At 29.4% G+C, this 23,413-nt stretch carries 20 protein-coding genes; 2 read left to right on the forward strand and 18 right to left on the reverse strand.

From position 1 onward, the window contains the following. Positions 1-168: 168 nt before the first annotated feature. From ACJJVY_RS11525 to ACJJVY_RS11540, 4 genes are read right to left on the reverse strand one after another with little or no spacing between them, the layout of a single operon-like run. Entirely contained in the window at positions 169-1,098 is a 930-nt protein-coding gene (locus tag ACJJVY_RS11525) for an FAD-dependent oxidoreductase (RefSeq protein WP_405608569.1), read from the reverse strand. A gap of 53 nt (positions 1,099-1,151) precedes the next feature. After that, positions 1,152-1,499, reverse strand: a complete 348-nt coding sequence (locus tag ACJJVY_RS11530) for a hypothetical protein (RefSeq protein WP_405608572.1) — start codon at positions 1,497-1,499, stop codon at positions 1,152-1,154. A gap of 2 nt (positions 1,500-1,501) precedes the next feature. Next, on the reverse strand, positions 1,502-3,298 hold the full coding sequence (locus tag ACJJVY_RS11535) for a serine hydrolase (RefSeq protein WP_405608575.1): 1,797 nt from the start codon (positions 3,296-3,298) through the stop codon (positions 1,502-1,504). A gap of 29 nt (positions 3,299-3,327) precedes the next feature. Beyond that, positions 3,328-3,762 carry a hypothetical protein gene (locus ACJJVY_RS11540; protein WP_405608578.1) on the reverse strand — a complete coding sequence of 145 codons (435 nt, stop codon included), beginning with the start codon at positions 3,760-3,762 and terminating at the stop codon, positions 3,328-3,330. Between the two features lie 69 nt (positions 3,763-3,831). Here ACJJVY_RS11540 and prfA point away from each other — a divergent pair, with 69 nt between their 5' ends. Beyond that, a complete protein-coding gene (gene prfA / locus ACJJVY_RS11545; RefSeq protein WP_405608581.1) occupies positions 3,832-4,908 on the forward strand; it encodes a peptide chain release factor 1 in 1,077 nt (358 codons plus the stop codon). Positions 4,909-5,183: 275 nt separating this feature from the next. Here prfA and ACJJVY_RS11550 read toward each other — a convergent pair whose 3' ends face one another. From ACJJVY_RS11550 to ACJJVY_RS11615, 14 genes are all read right to left on the reverse strand, one after another. Then, positions 5,184-7,589, reverse strand: a complete 2,406-nt coding sequence (locus ACJJVY_RS11550) for a glycoside hydrolase family 31 protein (protein ID WP_405608584.1) — start codon at positions 7,587-7,589, stop codon at positions 5,184-5,186. Between the two features lie 263 nt (positions 7,590-7,852). Further along, positions 7,853-9,760 carry a 1,4-alpha-glucan branching protein GlgB gene (glgB, locus tag ACJJVY_RS11555; RefSeq protein ID WP_405608587.1) on the reverse strand — a complete coding sequence of 636 codons (1,908 nt, stop codon included), beginning with the start codon at positions 9,758-9,760 and terminating at the stop codon, positions 7,853-7,855. A 23-nt stretch (positions 9,761-9,783) separates the two neighbouring features. Continuing rightward, positions 9,784-11,046: a glucose-1-phosphate adenylyltransferase gene (locus tag ACJJVY_RS11560; protein WP_405608590.1), complete on the reverse strand. Its 1,263-nt coding sequence runs from the start codon at positions 11,044-11,046 to the stop codon at positions 9,784-9,786. A 3-nt stretch (positions 11,047-11,049) separates the two neighbouring features. Continuing rightward, on the reverse strand, positions 11,050-12,450 hold the full coding sequence (locus ACJJVY_RS11565) for a glycogen synthase (protein ID WP_405608593.1): 1,401 nt from the start codon (positions 12,448-12,450) through the stop codon (positions 11,050-11,052). Between the two features lie 138 nt (positions 12,451-12,588). Further along, the gene (locus tag ACJJVY_RS11570) at positions 12,589-13,173 is read right to left on the reverse strand and encodes a hypothetical protein (protein ID WP_405608596.1); all 585 of its coding nucleotides are present in this window, start codon (positions 13,171-13,173) and stop codon (positions 12,589-12,591) included. 80 nt (positions 13,174-13,253) lie between these two features. Next, positions 13,254-13,598: a 50S ribosomal protein L20 gene (gene rplT / locus ACJJVY_RS11575; RefSeq protein ID WP_405608599.1), complete on the reverse strand. Its 345-nt coding sequence runs from the start codon at positions 13,596-13,598 to the stop codon at positions 13,254-13,256. Positions 13,599-13,692: 94 nt separating this feature from the next. After that, positions 13,693-13,890, reverse strand: a complete 198-nt coding sequence (gene rpmI, locus ACJJVY_RS11580) for a 50S ribosomal protein L35 (RefSeq protein ID WP_405608602.1) — start codon at positions 13,888-13,890, stop codon at positions 13,693-13,695. A gap of 77 nt (positions 13,891-13,967) precedes the next feature. Beyond that, a complete protein-coding gene (gene infC / locus ACJJVY_RS11585) occupies positions 13,968-14,486 on the reverse strand; it encodes a translation initiation factor IF-3 (RefSeq protein WP_405611644.1) in 519 nt (172 codons plus the stop codon). A gap of 116 nt (positions 14,487-14,602) precedes the next feature. After that, positions 14,603-16,543, reverse strand: coding sequence for a threonine--tRNA ligase (gene thrS / locus ACJJVY_RS11590; RefSeq protein WP_405608605.1), 1,941 nt, complete (start codon positions 16,541-16,543; stop codon positions 14,603-14,605). Between the two features lie 814 nt (positions 16,544-17,357). Further along, a complete protein-coding gene (locus ACJJVY_RS11595; protein ID WP_405608608.1) occupies positions 17,358-18,581 on the reverse strand; it encodes a carboxypeptidase-like regulatory domain-containing protein in 1,224 nt (407 codons plus the stop codon). A gap of 61 nt (positions 18,582-18,642) precedes the next feature. Then, positions 18,643-20,658, reverse strand: coding sequence for a M3 family metallopeptidase (locus ACJJVY_RS11600; protein ID WP_405608611.1), 2,016 nt, complete (start codon positions 20,656-20,658; stop codon positions 18,643-18,645). 53 nt (positions 20,659-20,711) lie between these two features. Then, positions 20,712-21,191, reverse strand: coding sequence for a 5-(carboxyamino)imidazole ribonucleotide mutase (gene purE / locus ACJJVY_RS11605; RefSeq protein ID WP_405608614.1), 480 nt, complete (start codon positions 21,189-21,191; stop codon positions 20,712-20,714). A 2-nt stretch (positions 21,192-21,193) separates the two neighbouring features. After that, positions 21,194-22,351 (reverse strand): 5-(carboxyamino)imidazole ribonucleotide synthase, encoded by a 1,158-nt coding sequence (locus ACJJVY_RS11610; protein ID WP_405608617.1) that lies wholly within the window; start codon positions 22,349-22,351, stop codon positions 21,194-21,196. Positions 22,352-22,404: 53 nt separating this feature from the next. After that, a complete protein-coding gene (locus ACJJVY_RS11615) occupies positions 22,405-22,830 on the reverse strand; it encodes a phosphoribosylaminoimidazole carboxylase (protein ID WP_405608620.1) in 426 nt (141 codons plus the stop codon). A 108-nt stretch (positions 22,831-22,938) separates the two neighbouring features. On the opposite strand from ACJJVY_RS11615, the gene greA reads away from it, so the two are divergent. Then, positions 22,939-23,412 (forward strand): transcription elongation factor GreA, encoded by a 474-nt coding sequence (gene greA / locus ACJJVY_RS11620; protein ID WP_405608623.1) that lies wholly within the window; start codon positions 22,939-22,941, stop codon positions 23,410-23,412. Position 23,413 lies beyond the last annotated feature (1 nt).

Consider the following 23,413-nt stretch of genomic DNA (forward strand, 5'->3'; position numbering starts at 1 on the left):
TAAATATAGTATTGATTGATTTTGGATACAACAGTTAATAAATAACGAAATTAATATTTTAAAGGTAATTTGTATAAATTAACTTTTTCTTTTTTACAGGAATAATAGTTGAGTAATATGGAGTTTATGTAAAAGCCAATGCTTTATAAATTATAAACTATTTTTTATTTATAAAATTTCGGCAAGTTCAATGGCACAACCCCAAGCTACGGTAAAACCAGCACCTCCGTGTCCATAGTTATGAAAAACATTAGAAAAGGTTTCATCAAACTGAAAACGAACAATATTTCTTTTGGGTCTTAACCCTACAATTTCTTCTAATACTTCAGGTAATTTACCTTTTAATCCTACTTTATTTATTCTATCTAAAATTAAATTGGTATCAGATTTTTCTATGTTTTTATTCCAATCATTTTCATAATCAGTACCGCCAATAACACAATCGTTACTTCGGTTAATAATGTAACTTAAAGCACCTCTTTTTGTAGAATCAGCAAAAGAAGGAATATTCATTTTTTTACAACGCAAAATTTGACCTCGCATAGGATGTAAGTTTTTATCATCGCATATTTTTTTGGCACCTAAGCCAGTACAATTGATAACCCATTTATCTAAAGAAGATAATTGTTCTAAATTATTAATTTCTTGCTTGATAAAATTACCTCCATTTTTAATAAAAATATCAAATAAATAAGGTAAATACAAAAGAGGTTCAGCTAGAGGAACAGTAGAAATATAAGCTTTATCAATACCTAATGGTAATTGAGAGTTTTCTGCTTTTCTAACAGATTTTTTTGGGAGTAATTTAACCCAATCTGTGTTACTTTCTTTATTATAAGCTGTTATAAAAGGGATAAATGACACTCCATTTTCTTTATTAACTTCTTGCTGATATCGTTTATAAGCAATTGTAGCCCAATAATTGGCCTTTTTTTTAGGTTCAATCTCAAAAGGAAACCATATAGCACCAACTTTAGTTGAAAGTGTTTTATCAAAACGCTCTTTAGCAACGATGGTAACTTTAAAATTATTTTCTTGCAAAAGTATTGCAGATGTTAAGCCTATTATACCACAACCAACAACTGTAACTGATTTCATATTTATAATTCTAATCCGTTTTTTATAGCTTTTCCTTCTTTTGCTTTGTAATATTAAGATATTGTATCAATACCAACTTCTAATTCTAAAGCAGTTGTTACTCCATCAAAAGCTTGGTATTCATTTTCAATATTAGTTTGCCCATGTGCGTGTAAATCTATAAAACCAGGTGATAAAATTTTACCAGTTCCATCTATTATTTTTAGTCCCTTAAACTTTTTTGTACTGATTTCTGCAATTTTATTTTTTAAAATAGCAACGTTTAAAATTTTATCAGTATTTGTTTCTGGATCAATAACTCTTGCATTTTTTATAACAATATCGTAGCTTATTTCTTTTTTAGAATTGCAAGAAATAATAGTAATCAATATTAAAACTAAGAGTTGTTTTTTTAGAATCATCTTTATTTCTTTATCGCGGTAAAAGTTCCGTTTGGTTGAATCAATACTAAATTTAAAGTATTTTTATTTATTTCAAACCTTGCTTTATATCCTGTTAAACCTTTTATAATAAATTCATTTTCCTTGATAGGTGTTAAAGTATATTCTGGTTGACCGGGAACAAAAAGCATTAATTTTTCTTCTTTTAAAAAGACTTTTAGTTCATTGCCAGAAAGAGAATAAAGACCCGCATATTTATTAAGTGTCTCTTTTGTTATATCAACTTCTTCTGGAGTTCTTTTAAAAATGATATCATCTAAAGTTGGTTCTAATTTTAATTTTGCAGAAGAAATATCACCTAAATTATTTGTTTGAAAATTGAAATGAATTCCTAAATCAGAAATTGTATCTAATTTATTGTCTTCGATTAAATAAGGTTTAAAAACATCATAATGTTTATGACTTAAATACATTTTTTTTATGATGAAGTGTGCAAATAAAGAATCGTTTTGTAATTTTATTTTAAAGTCTCCATAACCAGGATGATTGTATTTACCAGCGTATTCAATTAAGCTATGAGAAGGTTTTGTATTTAAAATGATACTAGATTTTTCATTTTCCTTTGCTTTTTTCTGAGATTCTCTTAATTTGTTTATTTTTTCTTCGTAGTAAGTTTTCCAATCTGTTTTTTCTAAATCTAAAACTTCATCAGAAATAGCATTTCTTACCAAAGTCGGTAAAGCAGATCCATCTTGATTTGTTAAAACTACAATTCCTATTTTATCCGTAGGAAATAAAGCCACATTAGCAGAAAATCCATCAATATTACCACCGTGTTCTAATCTATAATGACCTTTATAAGAAGAGGTAAACCAAGCAAAACCATAGCTATTTAAATGTTGGTCAGGAAATTTTTCATCAGCAATTCCTTTACCGACTAACATTAAAGGGTTCATGGCTTTTTGGATGTATTTTTTTGGTAAAATTTGAGTGTCATTAAACTTACCATCGTTTAACCAAACTTTTAACCAATTAGACATTTCTTTTGCGCTACTATTTATACTACCAGCAGGACTAATTGCAGCAATATTATAATAAGGAGTTACTTTGTTTGTGGTAAAGTTTTCTAAAACATATCCTTTAGAAATATTAGTTGCATTTTGTAATTCTTTAATACTTAAGTTAGATCTCGACATATTTAAAGGTTTAAAAAAACGTTCTCTAATATTATCTTCCCAACTTTTATTGGTAAGTTTTTCTGTAATTAATCCTTGAGCTAAGTACATAAAGTTGTTGTAATACCATTGTTTTCTAATTCCCGTATAAGGTTTATGGTATTTTACACGAGCTAATAAGCTGTCTTTGTTTTCTGTAGGGAATAGATACCAAGAAAAATCATGACGTGGTAAGCCAGTTCTATGACTAATCATATCTAAAATGGTAACTTCGTTATTAAGTTCGTTGTTATAAAAGGATAATTCAGGAATATATTTTTTAGGACTATCATTAAAAGATAAACCTTTTTCTTCTTCCATAATACCGAGTAAAGCCACTGTAAATGCTTTTGAAGAAGAACCAATGGCAAATAATGTGTTTTCGTCTGTTTTTATATTTTTTTCTAAATCACTATATCCAAATCCTTTTGAATAAATAATTTTATTTCCTTTAACCACAGCAACAGAAAAACCAACAGTTTTTGTAGCTTCTTGTAATGCTTTTAATTTTTTGTCTAAAAGTTTTTCGTTAAGGTTCTTCTGACTAAAAATTAAGGTGGAAAAAATAGAAAAAAGAAATGTTAGTAGCTTTATTTGTGTTTTCATTTTTTGAGGGAATATTTGTTTTATTATAATCACTTAATTTTATTAAATACAAAATCAATTTTAAAATCGTTTGCAGAAACAATTGCTTTTAATTGATTGTTTTCTAGGTAGTAGTTAATCTTTTTTGGAAACTCGTTTGTAGGGTTTACACAAACAAAAGAAGTATCTGTTTGACTCGTAAATTTAAAATATGTAGAATCTTCGTTTACTCCATCAACTTTTAAAAACAAAGAATCATTTTTATTGATGATACTCATTTTTTCAAAGAAAATAGTATCTTTTCTTTTTAGTGATAAACCAATTCCAGATAAGTTTTTTTGCCAAGTTTCGTAGGTTGTAACACTATCTTTGTCGTTTATACGAAGCCAATTTCCTATTAAAAATGTAGGTTTCTTAATAGCTACTTTTTTGTTATTACAAGAAATAATCAAAAATAAACAAGATATAAATATTAGTAATTTCATAAAAAAGGATTGCTTTGTTCAAATATAGCTATAAAAATTGTAAATTCGCAGTCCAAGAAAAGATAGAAGATGTTAGATAAATTAAGAATTGTTAAGCAACGTTATGATGAGGTTTCGGATTTAATTATTCAGCCAGAAATCATTATGGATCAGAAGCGTTATGCGCAATTGAGCAAGGAGTATAAAGACTTAGGAGATGTGGTTAAGAAAGGTGATGAGTATCAATCTTTGTTGAGTAATATTGAAGAGGCAAAAGAAATTATTTCTGATGGTTCTGATGCGGAAATGACAGAAATGGCTAAAATGGAAATTGAAGAAGCCAATACTAGAATTCCTGAACTAGAAGAAGAAATAAAATTCTTATTAATACCAAAAGACCCTGAAGATTCTAAAAATGCTGTTGTAGAATTACGTGCAGGAGCAGGAGGAGATGAAGCTAGTATTTTTGCTGGAGATTTGTTTAGAATGTATTCTAAGTATTGTGAAAGTAAAGGTTGGAAAGTTTCTACTGTAGATTATTCTGAAGGAACAAATGGTGGATTCAAAGAAATTCAGTTTGAGGTTACTGGAGATGATGTTTACGGTATTTTAAAATTTGAAGCAGGTGTGCACCGTGTACAACGTGTACCACAAACAGAGACACAAGGTAGGGTTCATACTTCTGCAGCAACTTGTATGGTTTTTCCGGAGGCAGAAGAATTTGATGTAGAGATAAATCCAAAAGATGTAAGAATCGATTTTTTCTGTTCTTCAGGTCCAGGAGGTCAATCTGTAAATACAACTTATTCAGCGGTACGTTTAACGCATATTCCTACTGGTTTGGTAGCACAATGTCAAGATCAAAAATCGCAACATAAAAATAAAGAGAAAGCTTTTAAAGTATTACGTTCTCGTTTATACGACATGGAGCTTGCAAAGAAAAATGCTGAAGATGCTTTAAAACGTGGTTCTATGGTTTCTTCTGGAGATAGAAGTGCTAAAATTAGAACTTATAATTACGCACAGGGAAGGGTAACGGATCACAGAATTGGATTGTCTCTATATGATTTACCAAATATTGTAAACGGAGATATTCAGAAAATTATTGATGAATTGATGTTAGCAGAAAATACAGAAAAACTAAAAGAATTAGGAGACGGATTTTAGATTTCTAAATTTTTATAACAAATAAACCTCAAAACTATTTTTCATGTTTTGAGGTTTTTTTTGATATAGAACAAATAAACTAAGTAACAAATAACAATTAATAATAGGGGGGTAGTAATAATTGTTTTAATTCAAATAATAAATTTTTATATTATTTAATTCTATGTTACAAATTTATATAAGAAACAAGTATTATACAATACCCATTTATGGGGTATTTTTATTACCCCATAAATGGGTATATGTTTCCTTGAAAACAAGGATGTCTTAGGTGTTTATTCACCAAATAAATGTAATTCAGTAAATTCTTTATCCACAGTTATTGTTTGTATATTATTAGTATCGTCTAATTTTACTTCTACTTCTACATTATCAATTTGTATAGATGTAATTGTAAAAGGTAAATTATGTAAGTTTACTTTAAACTTTTTATATTTGGCATCAAAAGAACCTTCTTTGTGCTGTTGCAATATAAACTCCTTCTTTTTTCCAGTTAATTTAAAAGATCGTAAACTATATCTTCCTTTTTTATAATCGTAACCATCGTGAGCATCATCAAATAGTTGAGATGTCTCTTTTCCTTTTTTATGATAAACTTCTAAGGTAATTTCATCAAAATCTTTTTCACCTACATATTGTTGAACAGGATATTTAGGAATTACAGCACCTTCTTTAATAAAAATTGGCATACTATCTAAATCTGCTTCTACCCACATTTCTTTTCCTCCTTCAACAACTTCATCTGTCCAGAAGTTATACCATTTTCCTCTAGGTATGTACATTCTTCTACCTTTAGAATTAGGTTCTAGTATTGGGCAAATTAAAATATTTTCTCCATAAATAAATTCGTCACTTCTATAATGAGTAGAAATATCTTCTTGGTCATATAAAACTAAAGACTTTAAGATAGGGGTTCCTTCATTTATATATTTCCAAAATGCAGTATATAAATAAGGTAAAAGTTGATATCTAAGTTCCACAAACTTTCTTACAATATTTGTAATTTCATCTCCAAAGACCCATGGTTCTTGATGTCCATGATCTCCAGAAGAATGCACTCTACAAAAAGCATGGAAAACACCTAATTGAATCCAACGAGCAAATAATTCTCCTTGTGGTTGTTCTGCAAAACCACCAATATCACTACCAGCAAAAGAAAAACCAGACATTGCCATTCTTTGTGCTTGGTTGTTAGCAATTGCTAAATGTTCCCAAGTGGCAACATTATCTCCCATCCAAGTAGAAGTATATCTTTGTGCACCAGAATAAGCAGATCTTGTAATAACAAATGGTCTTTTAGGATATGCATATTTTTTAAGGCCATGATAAGTTGCACGTGCCATTTGTGTTCCGTAAATGTTATGTGCTTTTCTATGAGAACAAGGGTTTCCATCAAAATCATGACGAACATCATCAGGAAAAGATTTGTTAGGTACATCCATAACAGCTGGTTCATTCATATCATTCCAAACACCTTTTACACCTATATCTTCAATTAGTTCTTGAAATAAACCAGACCACCATTCTCTAACTTCTGGTCTTGTGTAATCAGGAAAATAACATTCTCCTGGCCAAACTTTACCTTTCATATAAGGTCCATCTGCACGTTTACAGAAATAATCTTTGTCTAATGCTTCTTTAAAAACATCGTATTCTAAATCAATTTTAATACCTGGATCTATAATAACAACGGTTTTAAAACCATCATCTTCTAATTCTTTTACCATTCTTTTAGGGTCTGGAAAGTAGTTTTTATCCCAAGTAAAACAACGGAAACCATCCATGTAATCAATATCCAAATAAATTGCATCACAAGGTATTTGTAAATCTCTAAATGTCTTTGTAATTTCTTTTACGTTACTTTCTGGGAAATAACTCCATTTACATTGATGAAACCCTAAAGCCCATAATGGAGGTAAAGCATGTGGTTTACCAGTTAAATCTGTATAGTTAGCAACTACATCTTCCATTTTTGGTCCGTAGATAAAATAGTAATTCATTTCACCTCCTTGCGCCCAAAAACTAGTTATATTTCTCCTTTCTTGTCCAAAATCAAAAAATGTTTTAAACGTGTTGTCAAAAAATATCCCGTAAGATTTATTATCCTGTATAGCAGTATAAAACGGAATAGCTTTATAAATAGGATCTGTATGTTTACCAAAAGCATAAGAATCTGTTGCCCAGTTTTCAAAGCGCTTTCCTTTCATATTAACTTCTACGGGTTTATCACCTAAACCGTAATAGCTTTCTGTTTTTTGGCAAATCTTACTCATTTTTACAATGTCTCCACCATATTCATAACTTTCTTCCCAATGAAAACCAATTTCATCTTCATTGATTAGTTTTAAATCTAAAGCATCATATAAGCTTACTTGTAAACTTTGTTTTTCTACTTTACAAATTAATTTAGAAGTAGTAATAATATAATGATGATCGTCTTCTGTTATTTCTAAAAAGTTGTAACCTCTTGAAGCATGAATTGTAACACCGTAAGAAAAATCATTTTCAAATTTACCTGTTGTAGTATATCTAAACCTAATAACACTATCTCTAACAACAGTTACTTGTAAAATAACATTGTTTTTAGTCGTAAAATATAAGGTATCTACGTCTTTTTTATATTCAATTATTTCTGAAGGAAATAAATTCCCTTTTTGTTCTAGTTCTGTATTAACAATCATAAATGTTAGTTTTTAACTTATAAAGATTTGTAAATGATAAAATATTAAAGAATTAATTTAACCAAAAATTTTAATATCTGTTATAACCAAAAATATTGCTTATTTATTTAAAAATAAGCGGAATAAAAATTCTTTTATTAAATTTACAAAAGAATTTTTAAACTCATAAAATTGATTTGTTTTATTGTGATGTATAAAAAAATTACCCCTATTTTTTGTTAAAAGTATTATCTAAAAAACTAAATAGGATTTTTTTATACATGTTATTTGTATTTAAAAGCTAACATACCTAAAGGAGGTAAATTAAGTTCTACAGAGTTTTTTCTGTTATTCCATTCTTTTTTATCAGAAATTACCTCTTTATTGTTATAATTACCTGTTCCGTTAAACTTTGTAGCATCACTATTAAAAATATTTCTTAAAGTTCCAGATTTTGGGAGACCTATTCTATAAGTTTCTCTTGGAACGGGTGTTAAGTTTAAAACAATAACAAGATTGTCTTCTTCATTATTTCCTTTTCTCATGTATGATAAAACAGAGTTTTGATGATCTCCGTGATCTATCCATTCAAACCCTTTGTAAGAAAATTGTTTTTGGTGTAAAGCAGGTTCTTTTTTGTAAAGTTTATTTAATTCTTTCACTAAAGTTTGTGCTCCTTTGTGTACGTTATAATCTAATAAATGCCAATCTAAACTTGTTTGAAAATTCCACTCACTTGTTTGTCCAAATTCAGCGCCTTGAAACAGTAGCTTGGTTCCTGGATGCGTAAACATAAAACTATATAGCAATCTTAAATTAGCAAATTTTTGCCACTCATCACCAGGCATTTTGTTTACGATTGCCTTTTTACCATATACAACTTCATCATGAGAAAGAGGAAGCATAAAGTTTTCTGTAAAAGCGTAATTTAGACTAAACGTTAAATCGTTTTGATGATATTTTCTATAAACAGGTTCTTTAGCAAAATACTCTAAAGAATCATGCATCCAACCCATCATCCATTTCATACCAAAACCTAATCCACCATCATAAATAGGTTTAGATACTTTAGGGAAAGATGTAGACTCCTCTGCAATTGTTTGTACATCAGGAAAAGATTTATAAACAGCCATGTTCATTTCTTTTATAAAATCGATGGCTTCTAAATATTCTCTACCTCCAAAAATATTTGATTCCCATTGCCCATCTTCTCTAGAGTAATCTAAAAATAACATAGAAGCAACAGCATCTACTCTTAATCCATCTGCATGAAACTGATCTAACCAAAAAATAGCGTTACTAATTAAAAAAGCTTTTATTTCATTTCTTCCATAATTAAAAATTAAACTTTTCCAATCTTGATGATATCCTTTTCTTTGATCTGGATGTTCGTATAAATGAGATCCATCAAAAAAACCTAAACCATGATCATCAGAAGGAAAGTGAGATGGAACCCAATCTAAAAGAACTCCAATTCCTTTTTCGTGAAATTTATCAACTAAATATTTAAATTCATCCGGGTAACCAAAACGAGCTGTTGGTGCAAAATATCCCGTTAATTGATAACCCCAACTAGGGTCATAAGGATATTCCATAATCGGCATAAATTCTACATGAGTAAAATTCATTTCATCAACATAGTTAACTAATTCCTCAGCCAATTCTATATAGCTTAAAAATCGATTCTCTTCAACTTGTTTTTTCCAAGATCCTAAGTGAACTTCGTAAACAGAAAAAGGTGCATCTAACGCATTGTTTTTCTTTCTGTTTTTCATCCATTTTTTATCTTGCCATTGATAATTATCAGACCAAACCTCAGAAGCGGTTTTTGGTGGATGCTCACACCTTCTTGCAAAAGGATCTGCTTTTTCTGTAACTATATTATTTTGAGAACTTCTTATTTTGTATTTGTAAACAGCACCTTTACCAACTTTTGGTATAAATCCTTCCCAAATTCCACTACCGTCCCAACGTACATATAATTGATGCTCTTTTTCTTGCCAAAAGTTAAAATCACCAATAACAGAAACAGATTTGGCACTAGGAGCCCAAACAGAAAAATAAGTTCCTTCAACACCATCTACGGTTGTAATATGAGAACCAAATTTTTCGTAAAGACGATAATGCTTACCTGCTTGAAAAAGGCTAATATCAAAATCTGAAAATAAACTATAAACTAAAACTTTAGACATGTATTTGTTTTAAAAAGTAACTGTTAAATTGTTGTTCCCTTAGGGATTGTAGCTCCCTTTTTTATAACGATAATACCATCTTTTATAAGGTAGTTTTCTGTTTCGGTATCTTCTAAATGAGAACCCCCATTAATACTTACATCATCTCCTATTCTAGAGTTTTTATCAATAATACAATTATTTATATTACATCGATCTCCTATACCTAATAGGTTTTCTATTTTGTTTTCTTCTATATCTTTTAAAGATTCATAAGTATCATTACCCATCATATAAGTATTGGTAACTGTAGAAGCTTTTCCTATTCTAGACCTAACACCAATAACACTTCTTTCTATTTTATCAGCTTGTATTATACAACCATCAGCAACTACAGCTTTGTTTAAAACAGTTCCAGAAATTTTAGATGTTGGTAAAATTCTTGCTCTTGTATAAACTCTATTTTCATCATATAGATTAAATCTAGGAATATCATCTGTTAAGCCTAAATTAGCTTCGTAAAAAGATCTGATAGTTCCAATATCTGTCCAATAGCCTTCGTATTGATAACTAACTGTTTTATGATTATGGATTGATTGTGGAATAATTTCTTTTCCAAAATCAATAGTATCAGGATTTTTCATTAGTTCTACTAATAAATCTCTATTAAAAATATAGATTCCCATAGAAGCTAAATAGTTTCTACCTTCATTTTTCATTTCTTCACTTACATCAGATGTCCAGTCAGGCAATAATTCTGCAGCTGGTTTTTCTATAAAAGAAGTAATTGTGTTTTCTTCATTTGTTTTTAAAAGTCCAAAACCGGTAGCGTCTTGAGCATTTACAGGGTAAGTAGCTATAGAAATTTCTGCTCCGCTATCTTTATGCTTTTGTATCATGTCTTCAAGATCCATATTATATAATTGATCTCCAGAAAGTATAAGTGCATATTCAAAATCATTTTGTAAAAAATGATGCATACTTTGCCTAACTGCATCCGCTGTTCCTTGAAACCATTTATCACTCTGCATAGTTTGTTCTGCGGCTAAAACATCTACAAATGCCTGACTGAAAAAACTAAAATGATATGTGTTTTTTATATGTTGATTTAACGATGCAGAATTAAACTGAGTTAATACATATATTCTTTTAATATTAGAGTTAATACAGTTAGAAATAGGAATATCTACCAATCTATATTTACCAGCAATAGGTACAGCGGGTTTAGACCTATCTGCTGTTAATGGATATAATCTAGAACCTTGGCCTCCTCCTAAAATGATTGATAGTACACTTTTGTTTAGCATTGTTTATTTTTTTAAAGATTTATAAAGATTTATATATTCTTGAGCAGAGTTGTTCCAAGAATGATCTATAAGCATTATTTTTTTTGAGTTTTGTAAATATTCTTCTTGATTTTTGTAGAATAAATTTGATTTTGTTATTGCAGCGGTTACTTTTTCTATTGTAACACCATTATGGCAAATACCAAATCCATCATCATCTATATCAATTACAGTGTCTTTAAGGCCTCCTATAGTATTTACAATTGGTGTTGTACCATATCTTAAAGAATACATTTGGTTTAAGCCACAAGGCTCAACCCTAGAAGGCATTAATAAAAAGTCTGCACCTGCATAAATTATATGAGACAATCTTTCATCATAACCAATAAAAGAGTTGTAGTTTTTTTCTTCCTGTAATTTATTTAATTGAGTTTCTGTTTCTTTATTACCAGAACCTAATAAAAGTATAGATATGTCGTTTTCTGCTAATGCTCTTTTAAATATTTCAGGAAACAAATCACTTCCTTTTTCTCCTACAAGTCTGCCAATAAAAGCAAAAAGAGGTTTGTCTTTGTCTAAATTAAATTCTTGACAAAGCCATTCTTTATTAGATTTTTTACCTTCAACAGGATTATTACTATCGTAATTACTAATTAAATAATTATCAGTTTTAGGGTTCCATACATTCCAATCAATACCATTTAAAATGCCAACACATTTTTCACTTTCATGTTTTAGTAAATCTTCTAAACCATTAGCATCTTGTTTTAACTCTTCCATATAACTAGGAGATACAGTTGTAACTCTCCAAGCACATTTAATTGCTGCAGCTAATGGATTTATATTACTAGACCAATCTAACAAACCAACTTTAGCAAAGTTGAATTCTGGTATTAAATAAACTTTTTTATGAGAAAACCAACCTTGATACTGGGCGTTATGTATTGTAAATACTGTCGGTATGTTTTTTAAAGACTCATATTTATAAGACTGCGTAATCATAAATGGGATTAACCCAGTATGATGATCATGGACGTGAATAATATCAGGTTTCTTTTCGAATGATAAAAGCCAATCTAAAACTGCTATCTGAAAAGCTAAAAATCGTTCTGTGTCATTTGCAGAATAAACATAACCTGTATATAAAAATTCTGGAATATCTATACAGAAAAGATCAAACTCAAGTGAGTTATTAGATAGTTTTAATACTTTAAAACTGAAAAGTTCTTTACCCATTTCAAGTTTATTCTCATAAACTATTTCAAAATTATTTTCTTGGGTAAATCGATTGTTATAAAAAGGCATTACAACATTACTAGTTGTATTTAGTTTTTTTTGATATTTAGGTAAAGCACCAACAACATCTGCTAAACCACCAATTTTAGCAATAGGGTAACACTCTGCGCTTACATGTAATATGTCCAAAATATAATTTTTTGTTTCAAGCTAAATTTACAAAAATTATATTTATTATTAATCGAGAAATGTATTATTTACAAATGTTTAATAAAAGTGTTGTTTTGTTAAATAATTAATAGGAAGTACTTTTAAATTGATATTTTATTAAGAATTTCTTTGCTTATTTATCTCGTCTTGTAATTGTCTGCGTAGCTTTTGCTCTCTTTCTATAGATTTTTTTCGATGATCTTCAAACTCTTGTTCAACTTCAGCTAAATTACTTTTAGCTTCTTTTGTAACTATATTACTTTTAGAAAATTTAAAGATAAAATAACTCAAAGTTAATATTAATACTGCAATAACACTCCATAATATTAGGTTGTAAGTTGCTTTACTTAATTCTATACCAAGTACAGAGATTGAGCTAGCTTGTTTTAAAGCAGTATCTAATTCTAATTGAGTTTTAGATAAAATATTTTTAGTTTCTTCAATATTATTCTTTTCTGTCTTTAATAAATTCTCTTTCTCAGAAATTAATTTTTGATAGCTTTTTAAAGAGTCTAGAACATTTGTTTTTAATACTTGATATTTATTTTTATCGATAACTTTAAATTGTTGCCAAGTATTTGATACTCTATAAATTTTATCAAACTGTCCATTTATAGAATTATCTTCTTTTTCAGGTGTTTCTTGAGAAAATATAGAAAAAGTACTTATTAAGAAAATGACGAATAATGTGTTAAATTTCATATGTTATTTTTGGGCTGTAAATTTACAAAAAAAACCCAAACAAAATGTTTGGGTTTAAATATAAGCAAGTATTATTATTCTTATTTAATTTTCTCTACAACTGCCTTAAAAGCGTCTGGGTTGTTAACAGCTAAATCAGCCAAAACCTTACGGTTTAAATCGATGTTGTTAGCTTTTACTTTTCCCATAAACTGAGAGTAAGACATTCCGTGTAAACGAGCTGCCGCGTTAATACGCGTAATCCATAAAGAACGGAAGTTTCTCTTATTGTTTTTACGGTCTCTATATGCATAAAGCATACCTTTTTCAACCGCATTTTTTGCTACTGTATAAACGTTTTTTCTACGTCCGAAGTAACCTTTTGCTGCCTTCAAGATTTTTTTTCTTCTATTTCTTGAGGCTACTGAATTTACTGATCTTGGCATAATTTCAATGTGTTTTGTAGTAGGCGATTCTATAAAGAATACTTTTTATTTTAGGCCTAACTCCATGGTTAATAATTAAATTCCCTTGTTAAACCTATTTTAAGTTTAATTGTTGCTTAATGTTAGCTTCATCAACTTTGTGTACTAAACCGTCGTGAGTTAACTTTAATTTACGTTTTTTAGACTTCTTTGTTAAGATGTGACTTTTAAACGCGTGCTTTCTTTTTAATTTTCCAGTACCAGTAACTTTAAATCGTTTTTTGGCGCTAGATTTTGTTTTCATTTTAGGCATCTCTCCTTCGTTTTTATCTTGCTTATTATTGTTAGTTTTAAATTTTGTAAGATTGTATTCTTGAAAAATTTAATAACTTATTTTACTTTTTTTGGAGCAATAAACATAATCATACGTTTACCTTCTAATTTAGGTAACTGCTCAACTTTACCATACTCTTCTAATTCTTGAGCCAATTTTAATAATAAAATTTGCCCTTGTTCTTTAAAAATAATAGAACGTCCTTTAAAGAATACAAATGCTTTTAATTTAGCACCTTCTTGTAAGAACTTAATAGCATGTTTCTTTTTAAATTCATAATCATGCTCATCAGTCTGAGGTCCAAAACGTATTTCTTTAATAGTCACTTTTGTTGCTTTAGACTTTAAAGATTTTTCACGTTTCTTTTGCTCATACAAGAATTTCTTGTAATCAATAATTTTACAAACAGGTGGTTTTGCTTTTGGTGAAATTTCAACCAAATCCAACTCTTGTTCTCTGGCTAATTCTCTTGCTTTTGCTAAAGGATATACACCAACTTCTATATTTTCGCCCACAAGACGAACTTCGTCAACATACCTTATTTTTTCATTAATTCTATGTTGATCTTCTTTGATTACTCTTAATGGCCTTCTTGACCTGCTTCTACGTATTGCTATGACTTATAAATTTTAAATTTAACTTATGGTTGTTTTCCAACCTTTTATTTTTTTTAAGAACTCTTCAAAATTAATTAAAAATTCTTTAATGTTTTACTTTCTTCGTCTTTAATTAAAGAAATAAATTCTTCAATTGTAAAGGTACCAATATCTCCTTCACCATGTTTTCTTACAGAAACTGTGCCATCTTGTTCTTCTTTTTCACCAACAATTACCATAAAAGGTATTTTGTTAACTTCTGCGTCACGAATCTTACGACCAGTTTTTTCACTTCGGTTGTCTACCAAGGCGCGAATTTCGGAATTTTCTAGCGATTCTAAAACTTTTTCTGAATATTTTTGATATTTATCACTGATTGGTAATAAGATAACCTGATCTGGGGTTAACCAAAGAGGGAAATTACCACCTGTATGCTCTAGTAAGACAGCAATAAAACGTTCCATAGATCCAAAAGGCGCTCTATGAATCATGATAGGTCTGTGTTGTTGGTTGTCTGCCCCTTTGTATGTTAAATCGAAACGTTCTGGTAAATTATAATCTACTTGAATAGTACCCAATTGCCAACTTCTTCCTAAAGCATCTTTTACCATAAAGTCTAATTTAGGTCCGTAAAAAGCAGCTTCTCCAGTTTCTACAACTGTAGATAAGCCTTTTTCTTCAGAAGCTTCAATAATTGCAGCTTCTGCTTTTATCCAATTTTCATCTTTACCAATGTATTTTTCAGGTTTTTCAGGGTCTCTTAAAGAGATTTGAGCCTTAAAATCATCAAAACCTAAAGAATTAAACACGTATAAAACTAAATCAATTGTAGCTTTAAACTCATCCTTCAGTTGGTCAGGAGTACAGAAAATGTGTGCGTCATCTTGTGTAAAAGAACGTACACGAGTCATACCATGCAACTCTCCAGATTGTTCATACCTATATACTGTTCCAAATTCAGCGTAACGTTTAGGTAGGTCTTTATAAGAAAAAGGTTTAAAATTATATATTTCACAATGATGTGGACAATTCATAGGTTTTAATAAAAACTCCTCATCCATTTTTGGAGTTTTAATAGGTTGAAAACTATCTTCTCCATATTTTTCATAGTGACCAGAAGTTTCGTATAACTCTTTTTGACCAATATGTGGTGTTACAACCATTTCATAACCACCTTTTTTTAAAGCTTTCTTTAAGAAATCTTCTAAACGTTGTCTTAAAGCAGCTCCTTTTGGTAACCATAAAGGTAAACCTGCACCAACTTTTTGTGAAAAAGTAAATAACTCTAATTCTTTACCTAGTTTTCTATGATCACGTTTTTTAGCCTCTTCTAATAATGCTAAATATTCAGTTAACATTTTTTGTTTAGGGAAGCTTATTCCGTAGATACGAGTTAATTGATTATTTTTTTCGTCACCACGCCAATAAGCACCAGCAACGTTCATTATTTTTATTGCTTTTATAATACCTGTATTAGGTATGTGTCCTCCTCTACATAAATCTGTAAAAGTGCTATGGTCACAGAAAGTAATATCACCGTCAGTTAAGTTCTCAATTAACTCAACTTTATATTGATTATTTTCTTCTTTATATTTAGCTAGAGCATCAGCTTTAGAAACCTCACGGATTTTAAATTCATGCTTTCCACGAGAAATTTCTAAAAATTTCTTTTCAATAGCAGTAAAATCTTTTTCAGAAATAGTGTCTTCTCCTAAATCTATATCGTAATAGAATCCATTATCAATAGCTGGTCCTATAGTAAGTTTTGCATTTGGGTGAAAACTTAAAATAGCTTCTGCTAATACGTGGGCAGAAGAATGCCAGAAAGCTTTTTTACCGCCGGCGTCATTAAACGTGTATAAAATTAAAGAACCATCGGTGGTTAATGGAGTGGTGGTTTCAACGGTAGTTCCGTTAAAGTTTGCGGATATAACATTTCTAGCGAATCCTTCACTAATGCTTTTTGCAACATCAATAGGAGAGCTGTTTTTAGCAAACTCCTTAACACTTCCGTCAGGTAAAGTAATTTTAATCATTTAATGTATTATATTTTGAAGATGCAAAGATATTGGAAAACAATTTTTCACACAATATATATATGTTTAATAATTGTATTTTTTTTAGTTTTTTCTTTTTTTTCAAGATTTCAAAGAGATTTAGAAGAGTACTCAGAGGATTTTTGTGGTTTAAAGATTTTTAAGATCAAAAAAAGGTGAGTTTTTCACTATATTTTGTGTCATAAAAGAGAATTGTTTGGATTCTAAGACGCAATTTTTGTTGGATTAATTTAAAATAAGAAATTTTAATAATCATATTATAATAGTATAGTTATATAACATTAGATAAAAACAGCGGTTAGTAAAGGTTTAATTTAGGAGATAACTAGTAGTTGAAAAGAAAAAAAACTATTAAAGAGTGGCTCTAGATTTCAAATAAATTCAAATAGGAGGAAAAACATTTATGCATAAAAAGTTAAAAACGAGTGTATTAATAAGTTTGATAAATTAATTTAAAAATAAATTAAATAAATTCCTTGTTGGTTTAATAATGTAGTGTATATTTGCACCCGCTAACGGCAAAATGGTTGTTAGTTTTAGTTCATTGATTTGTAGTTGTATTGAGTTTATTTTCTTGAGTAGTTAGATAAAATAAACACANAGGAACTGATAGTAGAGAGTTTTGGCAACGAGCAGAAGACAGAAATAAAGAAACAGCGGAATTATATGATCAATTAGGATTGTCTCATTACGCAGCAATGGAAGCTTTTGTAAGATGGCATTATTAAAATTAAATATTTAAGCAATAATTTAATGAGCTATTCTATTTTTTTTAAAATTAGGTAGCTCATTTTTAGTTATCAGGATTATAGTCTAAAGGTAAAGAGTTTGCAAATTTTTCATAAGACCAATATCCTTCATAAAAAACGTCTAAAGAATTAACTAAAATGCCTCTTTTGTCTAAAATAGAAGGTAATTTCTTTAAAGGAATAACATAAGAGTTTTGAAAGCTAGGAGTTCTCATTTTACTAAATGCATTCCTTAAAATAAAACCCTTTTCTTCTTTTTCTTTTGTATAGGTAACGCTTATGTTGTTTTCGAAATCTAAAAAATAGTTACCATCTTTTTTAGAAATAATTTCATCAGCAGTAATATTACTTTTATAAAGAAAGTCTTTGTATTTAGGTAATTTTACTTTTCTTATAATTACTAAAGCAGAATCTATTGCATTTTTAGGGTCATCTAAGTTTTTAGAAAAATTGGTATCATTTCTATTTAGTTTTAGCAATTCTCTAGCTTTTTTAATAGTTTCTTCACTTGGTCTATCTTTGTTTGGTACACGCTTAAAAAGGCTTACATTAAAACCTTCTGCTTTAAAATTATTATTAATTACAGATTTTAAAAAATGAACAGTAGAGCCATTATAAGCTAATAATCTGTTTTTTTTCCAACTTTTTTGTTTGTTTCTTCCACCTTCTAAATTTTGATATCTAGCATAACCTAAATAAGAAACATAATTTTGTTTTCTTGTAAAACTGATTAAATCATAGGTGATAATATAGCCTAAACTTTTATTTTTAATCTGTAGAGGTTCTTTTGCAAATGTAGTTAAGGTACTCTTTTTAGCATCAAAATTAAAATGTAAAACTTTAGGGTTTAAAATGGTACAGTTTTTAGAAAATAAAGTAAGTCCTAAAAACTCTCTTTTAAAAATTTCTAAATTGTACTTCCATTCTGTATCATATTTTGTTTTTCCAATAATAATTTCGTCTAATAGGTTTTCATCTTCTTCTAGTAAAAAATGAAAACTTTTTGCTTTTTTATTAGAATCTAATAGGTAATTAATTCTTTTATAACCCATAAAAGAAATGATAAGTTCGTGCGTTCCTTCTTGTATTGGTAACTTAAACTCACCATTACTATTTGTTGTTGTGCCAATCATAGTGTTGTTTAAATAAACAGCAGCACCATCAAGCGGAATTTTATTAATAGTTGTAACTTTTCCTTTTATAATAGTTTGAGAAAAAAGACTACTATAAACAAGCAAAAATAGGACAACAAAAAATCGATTTTTCATGTGATAAAAATAATCATTGAAAAACCGATTTTAATATAATTTCTGTTAATTAGTGTTAACTCTAAAGCAAACCAGCTCTTTTTAGCAAAGCGTCTGGTTTTGGCTCTTTACCTCTAAAACGTTTGTACAATTCCATTGGTTTTTCTGTTCCTCCTTTAGAAAGTACATTTTCTTTAAACTTTGTAGCCACTTCTTTATTGAAAATTCCTTCTTCTAAGAAATATTCAAAAGCATCAGCATCTAAAACTTCTGCCCATTTGTAAGAATAATATCCAGCAGAATATCCGCCTTGAAAAATATGAGAAAAAGCAGTACTCATACAGTTTTCTGCAACATCAGGATATAATTTTGTGTTAGCAAAAGCGTCCTTTTCAAACTCTTTTATAGATTTTATTTTTGATGGATCTTGCCCGTGCCATTGCATATCAAGTAAACCAAAACTAAGTTGACGTAATGTTTGCATTCCTTCATGGAAACTAGCCGATTCCTTTATTTTCTCTACATATTTCATCGGAATAACTTCTCCGGTTTCGTAATGTTTTGCAAACAATTCTAAAGCTTCTTTTTCGAAACACCAGTTTTCTAAAATCTGACTTGGTAATTCTACAAAATCCCAAGAAACCGAAGTCCCAGACAAACTATTATAGGTTGTGTTAGCTAACATTCCGTGTAACGCATGCCCAAATTCATGAAATAACGTTGTAACCTCGTTAAAAGTTAGTAAAGACGGTTTTGTTGCTGTTGGTTTTGTAAAGTTGCAAACAATAGAAACGTGAGGTCTTTCGTTAATTCCGTTTTTAATTTGTTGCGATTTGTAACTTGTCATCCACGCACCATTACGTTTCCCTTTTCTAGGATGATAATCAGCATAAAAAACCGAAATAAAGTTGCCTTCATTATCAGTTACGTTATAAGTTTTAACATCTTCGTGATATTTATCGATATTAGAAACTTCTTCAAAATTTAAATCGTATAATCTTTTGGCAATTTCAAAAACACCATCAATAACATTTTCTAATTTAAAATAAGGTTTTAATAATTCTTGATCTAAATCGAATAATTTTTTCTTTAGTTTTTCTGAATAATAAGCGCCATCCCATTTTTGTAACTGATCGATTCCGTCTAATTTTTTAGCGAAATTTTCTAAGTTTTCAAATTCTTTTAAAGCAGCAGGTTTAGCTTTTTCTAAAAGATTGTTAGAGAAATCGATGACATTTTCTGGTGTTTCTGCCATTCTTTCTTCTAAAACAAAATGTGCATGTGTTTTATAGCCTAACAAATTTGCTCTTTTTTGACGCAGATTTACAATGTCTAAAACAATTTGCTCATTGTTATATTCGTTATCTTGATACGCTTTTTTACCTGCGGCAATTGCCATTTTTTTACGCAATTCTCTATTATCGGCATACGTTAAAAAAGGAATATAACTTGGGTATTGTAATGTAAAGATGTAACCTTCTTTGTTTTGTTCTTGTGCCAATTGTTGTGCAGCTTCTTTTACGCTTTCTGGTAAACCAGCAACATCTTCTTCATTGGTTAGGTGCATTTCGAAAGCATTGGTTTCTGCTAAAACATTTTCGCCAAATTTTAAAGATAATTTAGAAAGTTGTGCATCAATTTCTCTAAGTTTAGTCTTGTTAACTTCATTTAAATTAGCACCATTTCTAGTAAAACCTTTGTATTGTTTGTCTAACAACATTGCTTGTTCTGTTGTTAAATCTAATGTGTCTTTAACATCATAAACAGTTTTTACTTTTTTAAACAAGTCTTCATTTAAAGTAATATCGTTACTAAACTCACTTAACCAAGGGGAAACTTCTTGGGCAATCTTCTGAATTTCATCATTTGTTTCTGCAGAATTTAAGTTGAAAAAGATACTCGTAATTCTTCCTAATTTACTTCCAGTAAAATCTAAAGCAACTGTTGTGTTTTCAAAAGTTGGTGCATCAGTATTTATAACAATTTCATTAATTTCTGTTTTGGCAATTTCTATCCCTTTTTTAATAGCTGGGATATAATCGTCATTAGAAATTTTAGAAAAAGGCGCTGTATTAAAATCTTGTAAAAGTGGATTCATTTTGTAACTTAAATTTTAGAAATCTAAAGGAATTTTTTAATATTTAATCTTGATTATTTTCTAACTCTTGCAGAAGCTTTTTCTACTTTTAATTTTAGTTCTTCTTTGTAAGCTATAATTTTATTTAACACAAGTTCATCCGAAGCACCAATAATTTGTGCTGCTAAAATACCCGCATTTTTTGCGCCATCTAAAGCAACAGTTGCAACAGGCACACCACCTGGCATTTGTAAAATTGATAATACAGAATCCCAACCATCTATAGAATTCCTACTTTTTACAGGAACACCAATTACTGGTAAAGGACTCATACTTGCAACCATTCCTGGTAAATGAGCAGCGCCACCAGCACCAGCAATAATAACTTGTATACCTCTTTTGTGCGCGTTTTTAGAATAGTCTACCAATTTTTCTGGAGTTCTGTGAGCAGAAACAATATCTACTTCTATTTTAATATCAAAACTCTCTAAAATATCTATTGCTTCTTGCATTATTGGAAGATCAGAATCACTTCCCATTATTATTCCTATCATAATTATTTACTTATTACTCTAATCGTTTCTTTAACTTTTTGTGCTATTTCTCTGGCTTTATCAATATCAGTATTTACAATCGTTACATGGCCCATTTTACGAAAAGGACGTGTTTCTTTTTTACCATAAATGTGAGGTGTAACTCCGTCAATTTTTAAAATATCTTCTATGTTTTCGTAAATTACATCACCAGAAAAACCTTCTTCACCAACAAGATTTACCATAATTCCGGCAACTTTGCTATCTGTGTTTCCTAAAGGAAGATTTAAAATAGAACGTACATGTTGTTCAAATTGATTGGTATAACTAGCTTCTATAGAATAATGACCAGAATTGTGTGGTCTTGGAGCAACTTCATTCACCAAAATTTTATTATCTATAGTTTGAAACATTTCTACCGCCAATAAACCTACAAAATCTAATTTACTAACCACTTCTAAAGCGATTTCTCTGGCTTTTTCAGCTATTTTAAAATCGATTCTTGCAGGACAAATAACATATTCTACTTGGTTTGCTTCTGGATGAAATTCCATTTCTACAACCGGATATGTTTTAACTTTACCATCTGCATTTCTTGCAACAATTACAGCCAATTCGTTTTTAAAAGGAATTAATTTTTCTGTAATACACTCAACATTTGGTAAACTTTCTAAATCTTCAATATTTCTAACAATTTTTACACCATTACCATCATATCCAAAACGAGCAGCTTTCCAAACAAAAGGAAAATCAATAATATTGTTTTCAAAAGAGTGTTTTAATTCTTCTAAATAAGCATAATGAGAAAATTCTGCAGTAGGTATATGATGATCTATGTAAAAATTTTTCTGTCTTGCTTTACTTTGTATAATGCGTAAATCTTTAGGCTTTGGGTAAATAGTTAAACCTTCTTTTTCTAGTTTATCTAAAGCATCTAAATTTACATTTTCTATTTCTATAGTTAATAAATCTACCGTTTTACCAAAATTGTAAACAGCATCAAAATCTAAAAGATTTCCAATTACAAATTCGTTACAAATTTGTGCACAAGGTGCATTTTTATTGCTTTCTAAAATAGAAGTATGGATGTCGAGTTTTTGGGTTTCTGCTAAAAGCATTCTTCCTAATTGTCCACCACCAAGAACACCTAGTTTAAAATCTGAAGAAAAATAGTTTTTCACGTTAAATATTGTTGAATTTGCACAAAAATAAGCAACTTATATAAAGTACCCTATTAAAAATTAGTGATTCGAATTGCTGTACCTATTTTGGTAACATTATATTCTATTGCCGGACAAATAAAACCTTCTGTTTGTGGCGCTCCACCAATTCCTTTTCCAACGCCATATTCACTCTCGTCACATTGGCATTTTAAAATAATTCCATTTTCAAATGTCATGGGAGAGTCACAATCTCCTGCAGGACACAATTTATCATAGGCTACAAAATCGCTTCCGTTTACATTTACTAAAAGTACTCCTTTAGAGCCACCAGATAGTTCTACATAACCACCAGGGACATTTACATTTATTAATTCGGGATTATTTAAATCTGTAGTTAAGTTTAGAGGTAAAGATTGTATACAACCATCTAAGTTATCGTTAACAGAGCATCCTAAAAAAGCTAAAATAGACAAAAAGATAAGTGTTTTTTTTATCATAATATTCTTTCGTTTTTATTAAAACGACAGCAAGTTACAAATATTTTGTACATTTGTAATACAATCTCATTCCTGTTAGGGTAATGGGATTTTTAAATTTAAGAAACTATGAGCGAGATATCTTATTATTCAGAAGAAGGATTAAAGAAATTGAAAGATGAATTGGTACAACTAGAGCAAGTTGAGAGACCAAGGGTAACACAAGAAATTGCAGATGCACGAGATAAAGGAGATTTAAGTGAAAATGCAGAATATCATGCCGCAAAAGAAGAGCAATCTCATTTAGAAACTAAAATAGCTAAACTTAAAAACGTTGTAGCCAATGCACGTATTTTAGATGAATCTCAGTTAGATACTTCTAAGGTTTTAATTCATTCTATAGTAAAAATTAAGAATTCTGCAAATGGAATGGAGTTTTCTTACACGTTAGTAGCAGATTCTGAGACAGATGTTAGAAACGGAAAATTATCTGTAAACTCACCAATTGGTAAAGGGTTATTAGGTAAAAAAGTTGGTGATACAGCAGAGATTAAAGTGCCAAACGGAATCATGAAGTTCGAAATTGTAGATATTTCTAGATAGT

The sequence above is a fragment of the Polaribacter sp. Asnod1-A03 genome, assembly GCF_045063585.1.
GTDB lineage: Bacteria > Bacteroidota > Bacteroidia > Flavobacteriales > Flavobacteriaceae > Polaribacter.

Coding starts and splice junctions, on each gene's coding strand:
- ACJJVY_RS11550 (WP_405608584.1), bottom strand. CDS start 7,589: ATGATTGTTAATACAGAACTAGAACAAAAAGGGAATTTATTTCCTTCA.
- purE (WP_405608614.1), bottom strand. CDS start 21,191: ATGATAGGAATAATAATGGGAAGTGATTCTGATCTTCCAATAATGCAA.
- rplT (WP_405608599.1), bottom strand. CDS start 13,598: ATGCCAAGATCAGTAAATTCAGTAGCCTCAAGAAATAGAAGAAAAAAA.
- ACJJVY_RS11615 (WP_405608620.1), bottom strand. CDS start 22,830: ATGATAAAAAAAACACTTATCTTTTTGTCTATTTTAGCTTTTTTAGGA.
- ACJJVY_RS11540 (WP_405608578.1), bottom strand. CDS start 3,762: ATGAAATTACTAATATTTATATCTTGTTTATTTTTGATTATTTCTTGT.
- glgB (WP_405608587.1), bottom strand. CDS start 9,760: ATGTCTAAAGTTTTAGTTTATAGTTTATTTTCAGATTTTGATATTAGC.
- thrS (WP_405608605.1), bottom strand. CDS start 16,543: ATGATTAAAATTACTTTACCTGACGGAAGTGTTAAGGAGTTTGCTAAA.
- rpmI (WP_405608602.1), bottom strand. CDS start 13,890: ATGCCTAAAATGAAAACAAAATCTAGCGCCAAAAAACGATTTAAAGTT.
- ACJJVY_RS11535 (WP_405608575.1), bottom strand. CDS start 3,298: ATGAAAACACAAATAAAGCTACTAACATTTCTTTTTTCTATTTTTTCC.
- ACJJVY_RS11560 (WP_405608590.1), bottom strand. CDS start 11,046: ATGCTAAACAAAAGTGTACTATCAATCATTTTAGGAGGAGGCCAAGGT.
- ACJJVY_RS11570 (WP_405608596.1), bottom strand. CDS start 13,173: ATGAAATTTAACACATTATTCGTCATTTTCTTAATAAGTACTTTTTCT.
- ACJJVY_RS11595 (WP_405608608.1), bottom strand. CDS start 18,581: ATGAAAAATCGATTTTTTGTTGTCCTATTTTTGCTTGTTTATAGTAGT.
- greA (WP_405608623.1), top strand. CDS start 22,939: ATGAGCGAGATATCTTATTATTCAGAAGAAGGATTAAAGAAATTGAAA.
- prfA (WP_405608581.1), top strand. CDS start 3,832: ATGTTAGATAAATTAAGAATTGTTAAGCAACGTTATGATGAGGTTTCG.
- ACJJVY_RS11530 (WP_405608572.1), bottom strand. CDS start 1,499: ATGATTCTAAAAAAACAACTCTTAGTTTTAATATTGATTACTATTATT.
- ACJJVY_RS11525 (WP_405608569.1), bottom strand. CDS start 1,098: ATGAAATCAGTTACAGTTGTTGGTTGTGGTATAATAGGCTTAACATCT.
- ACJJVY_RS11600 (WP_405608611.1), bottom strand. CDS start 20,658: ATGAATCCACTTTTACAAGATTTTAATACAGCGCCTTTTTCTAAAATT.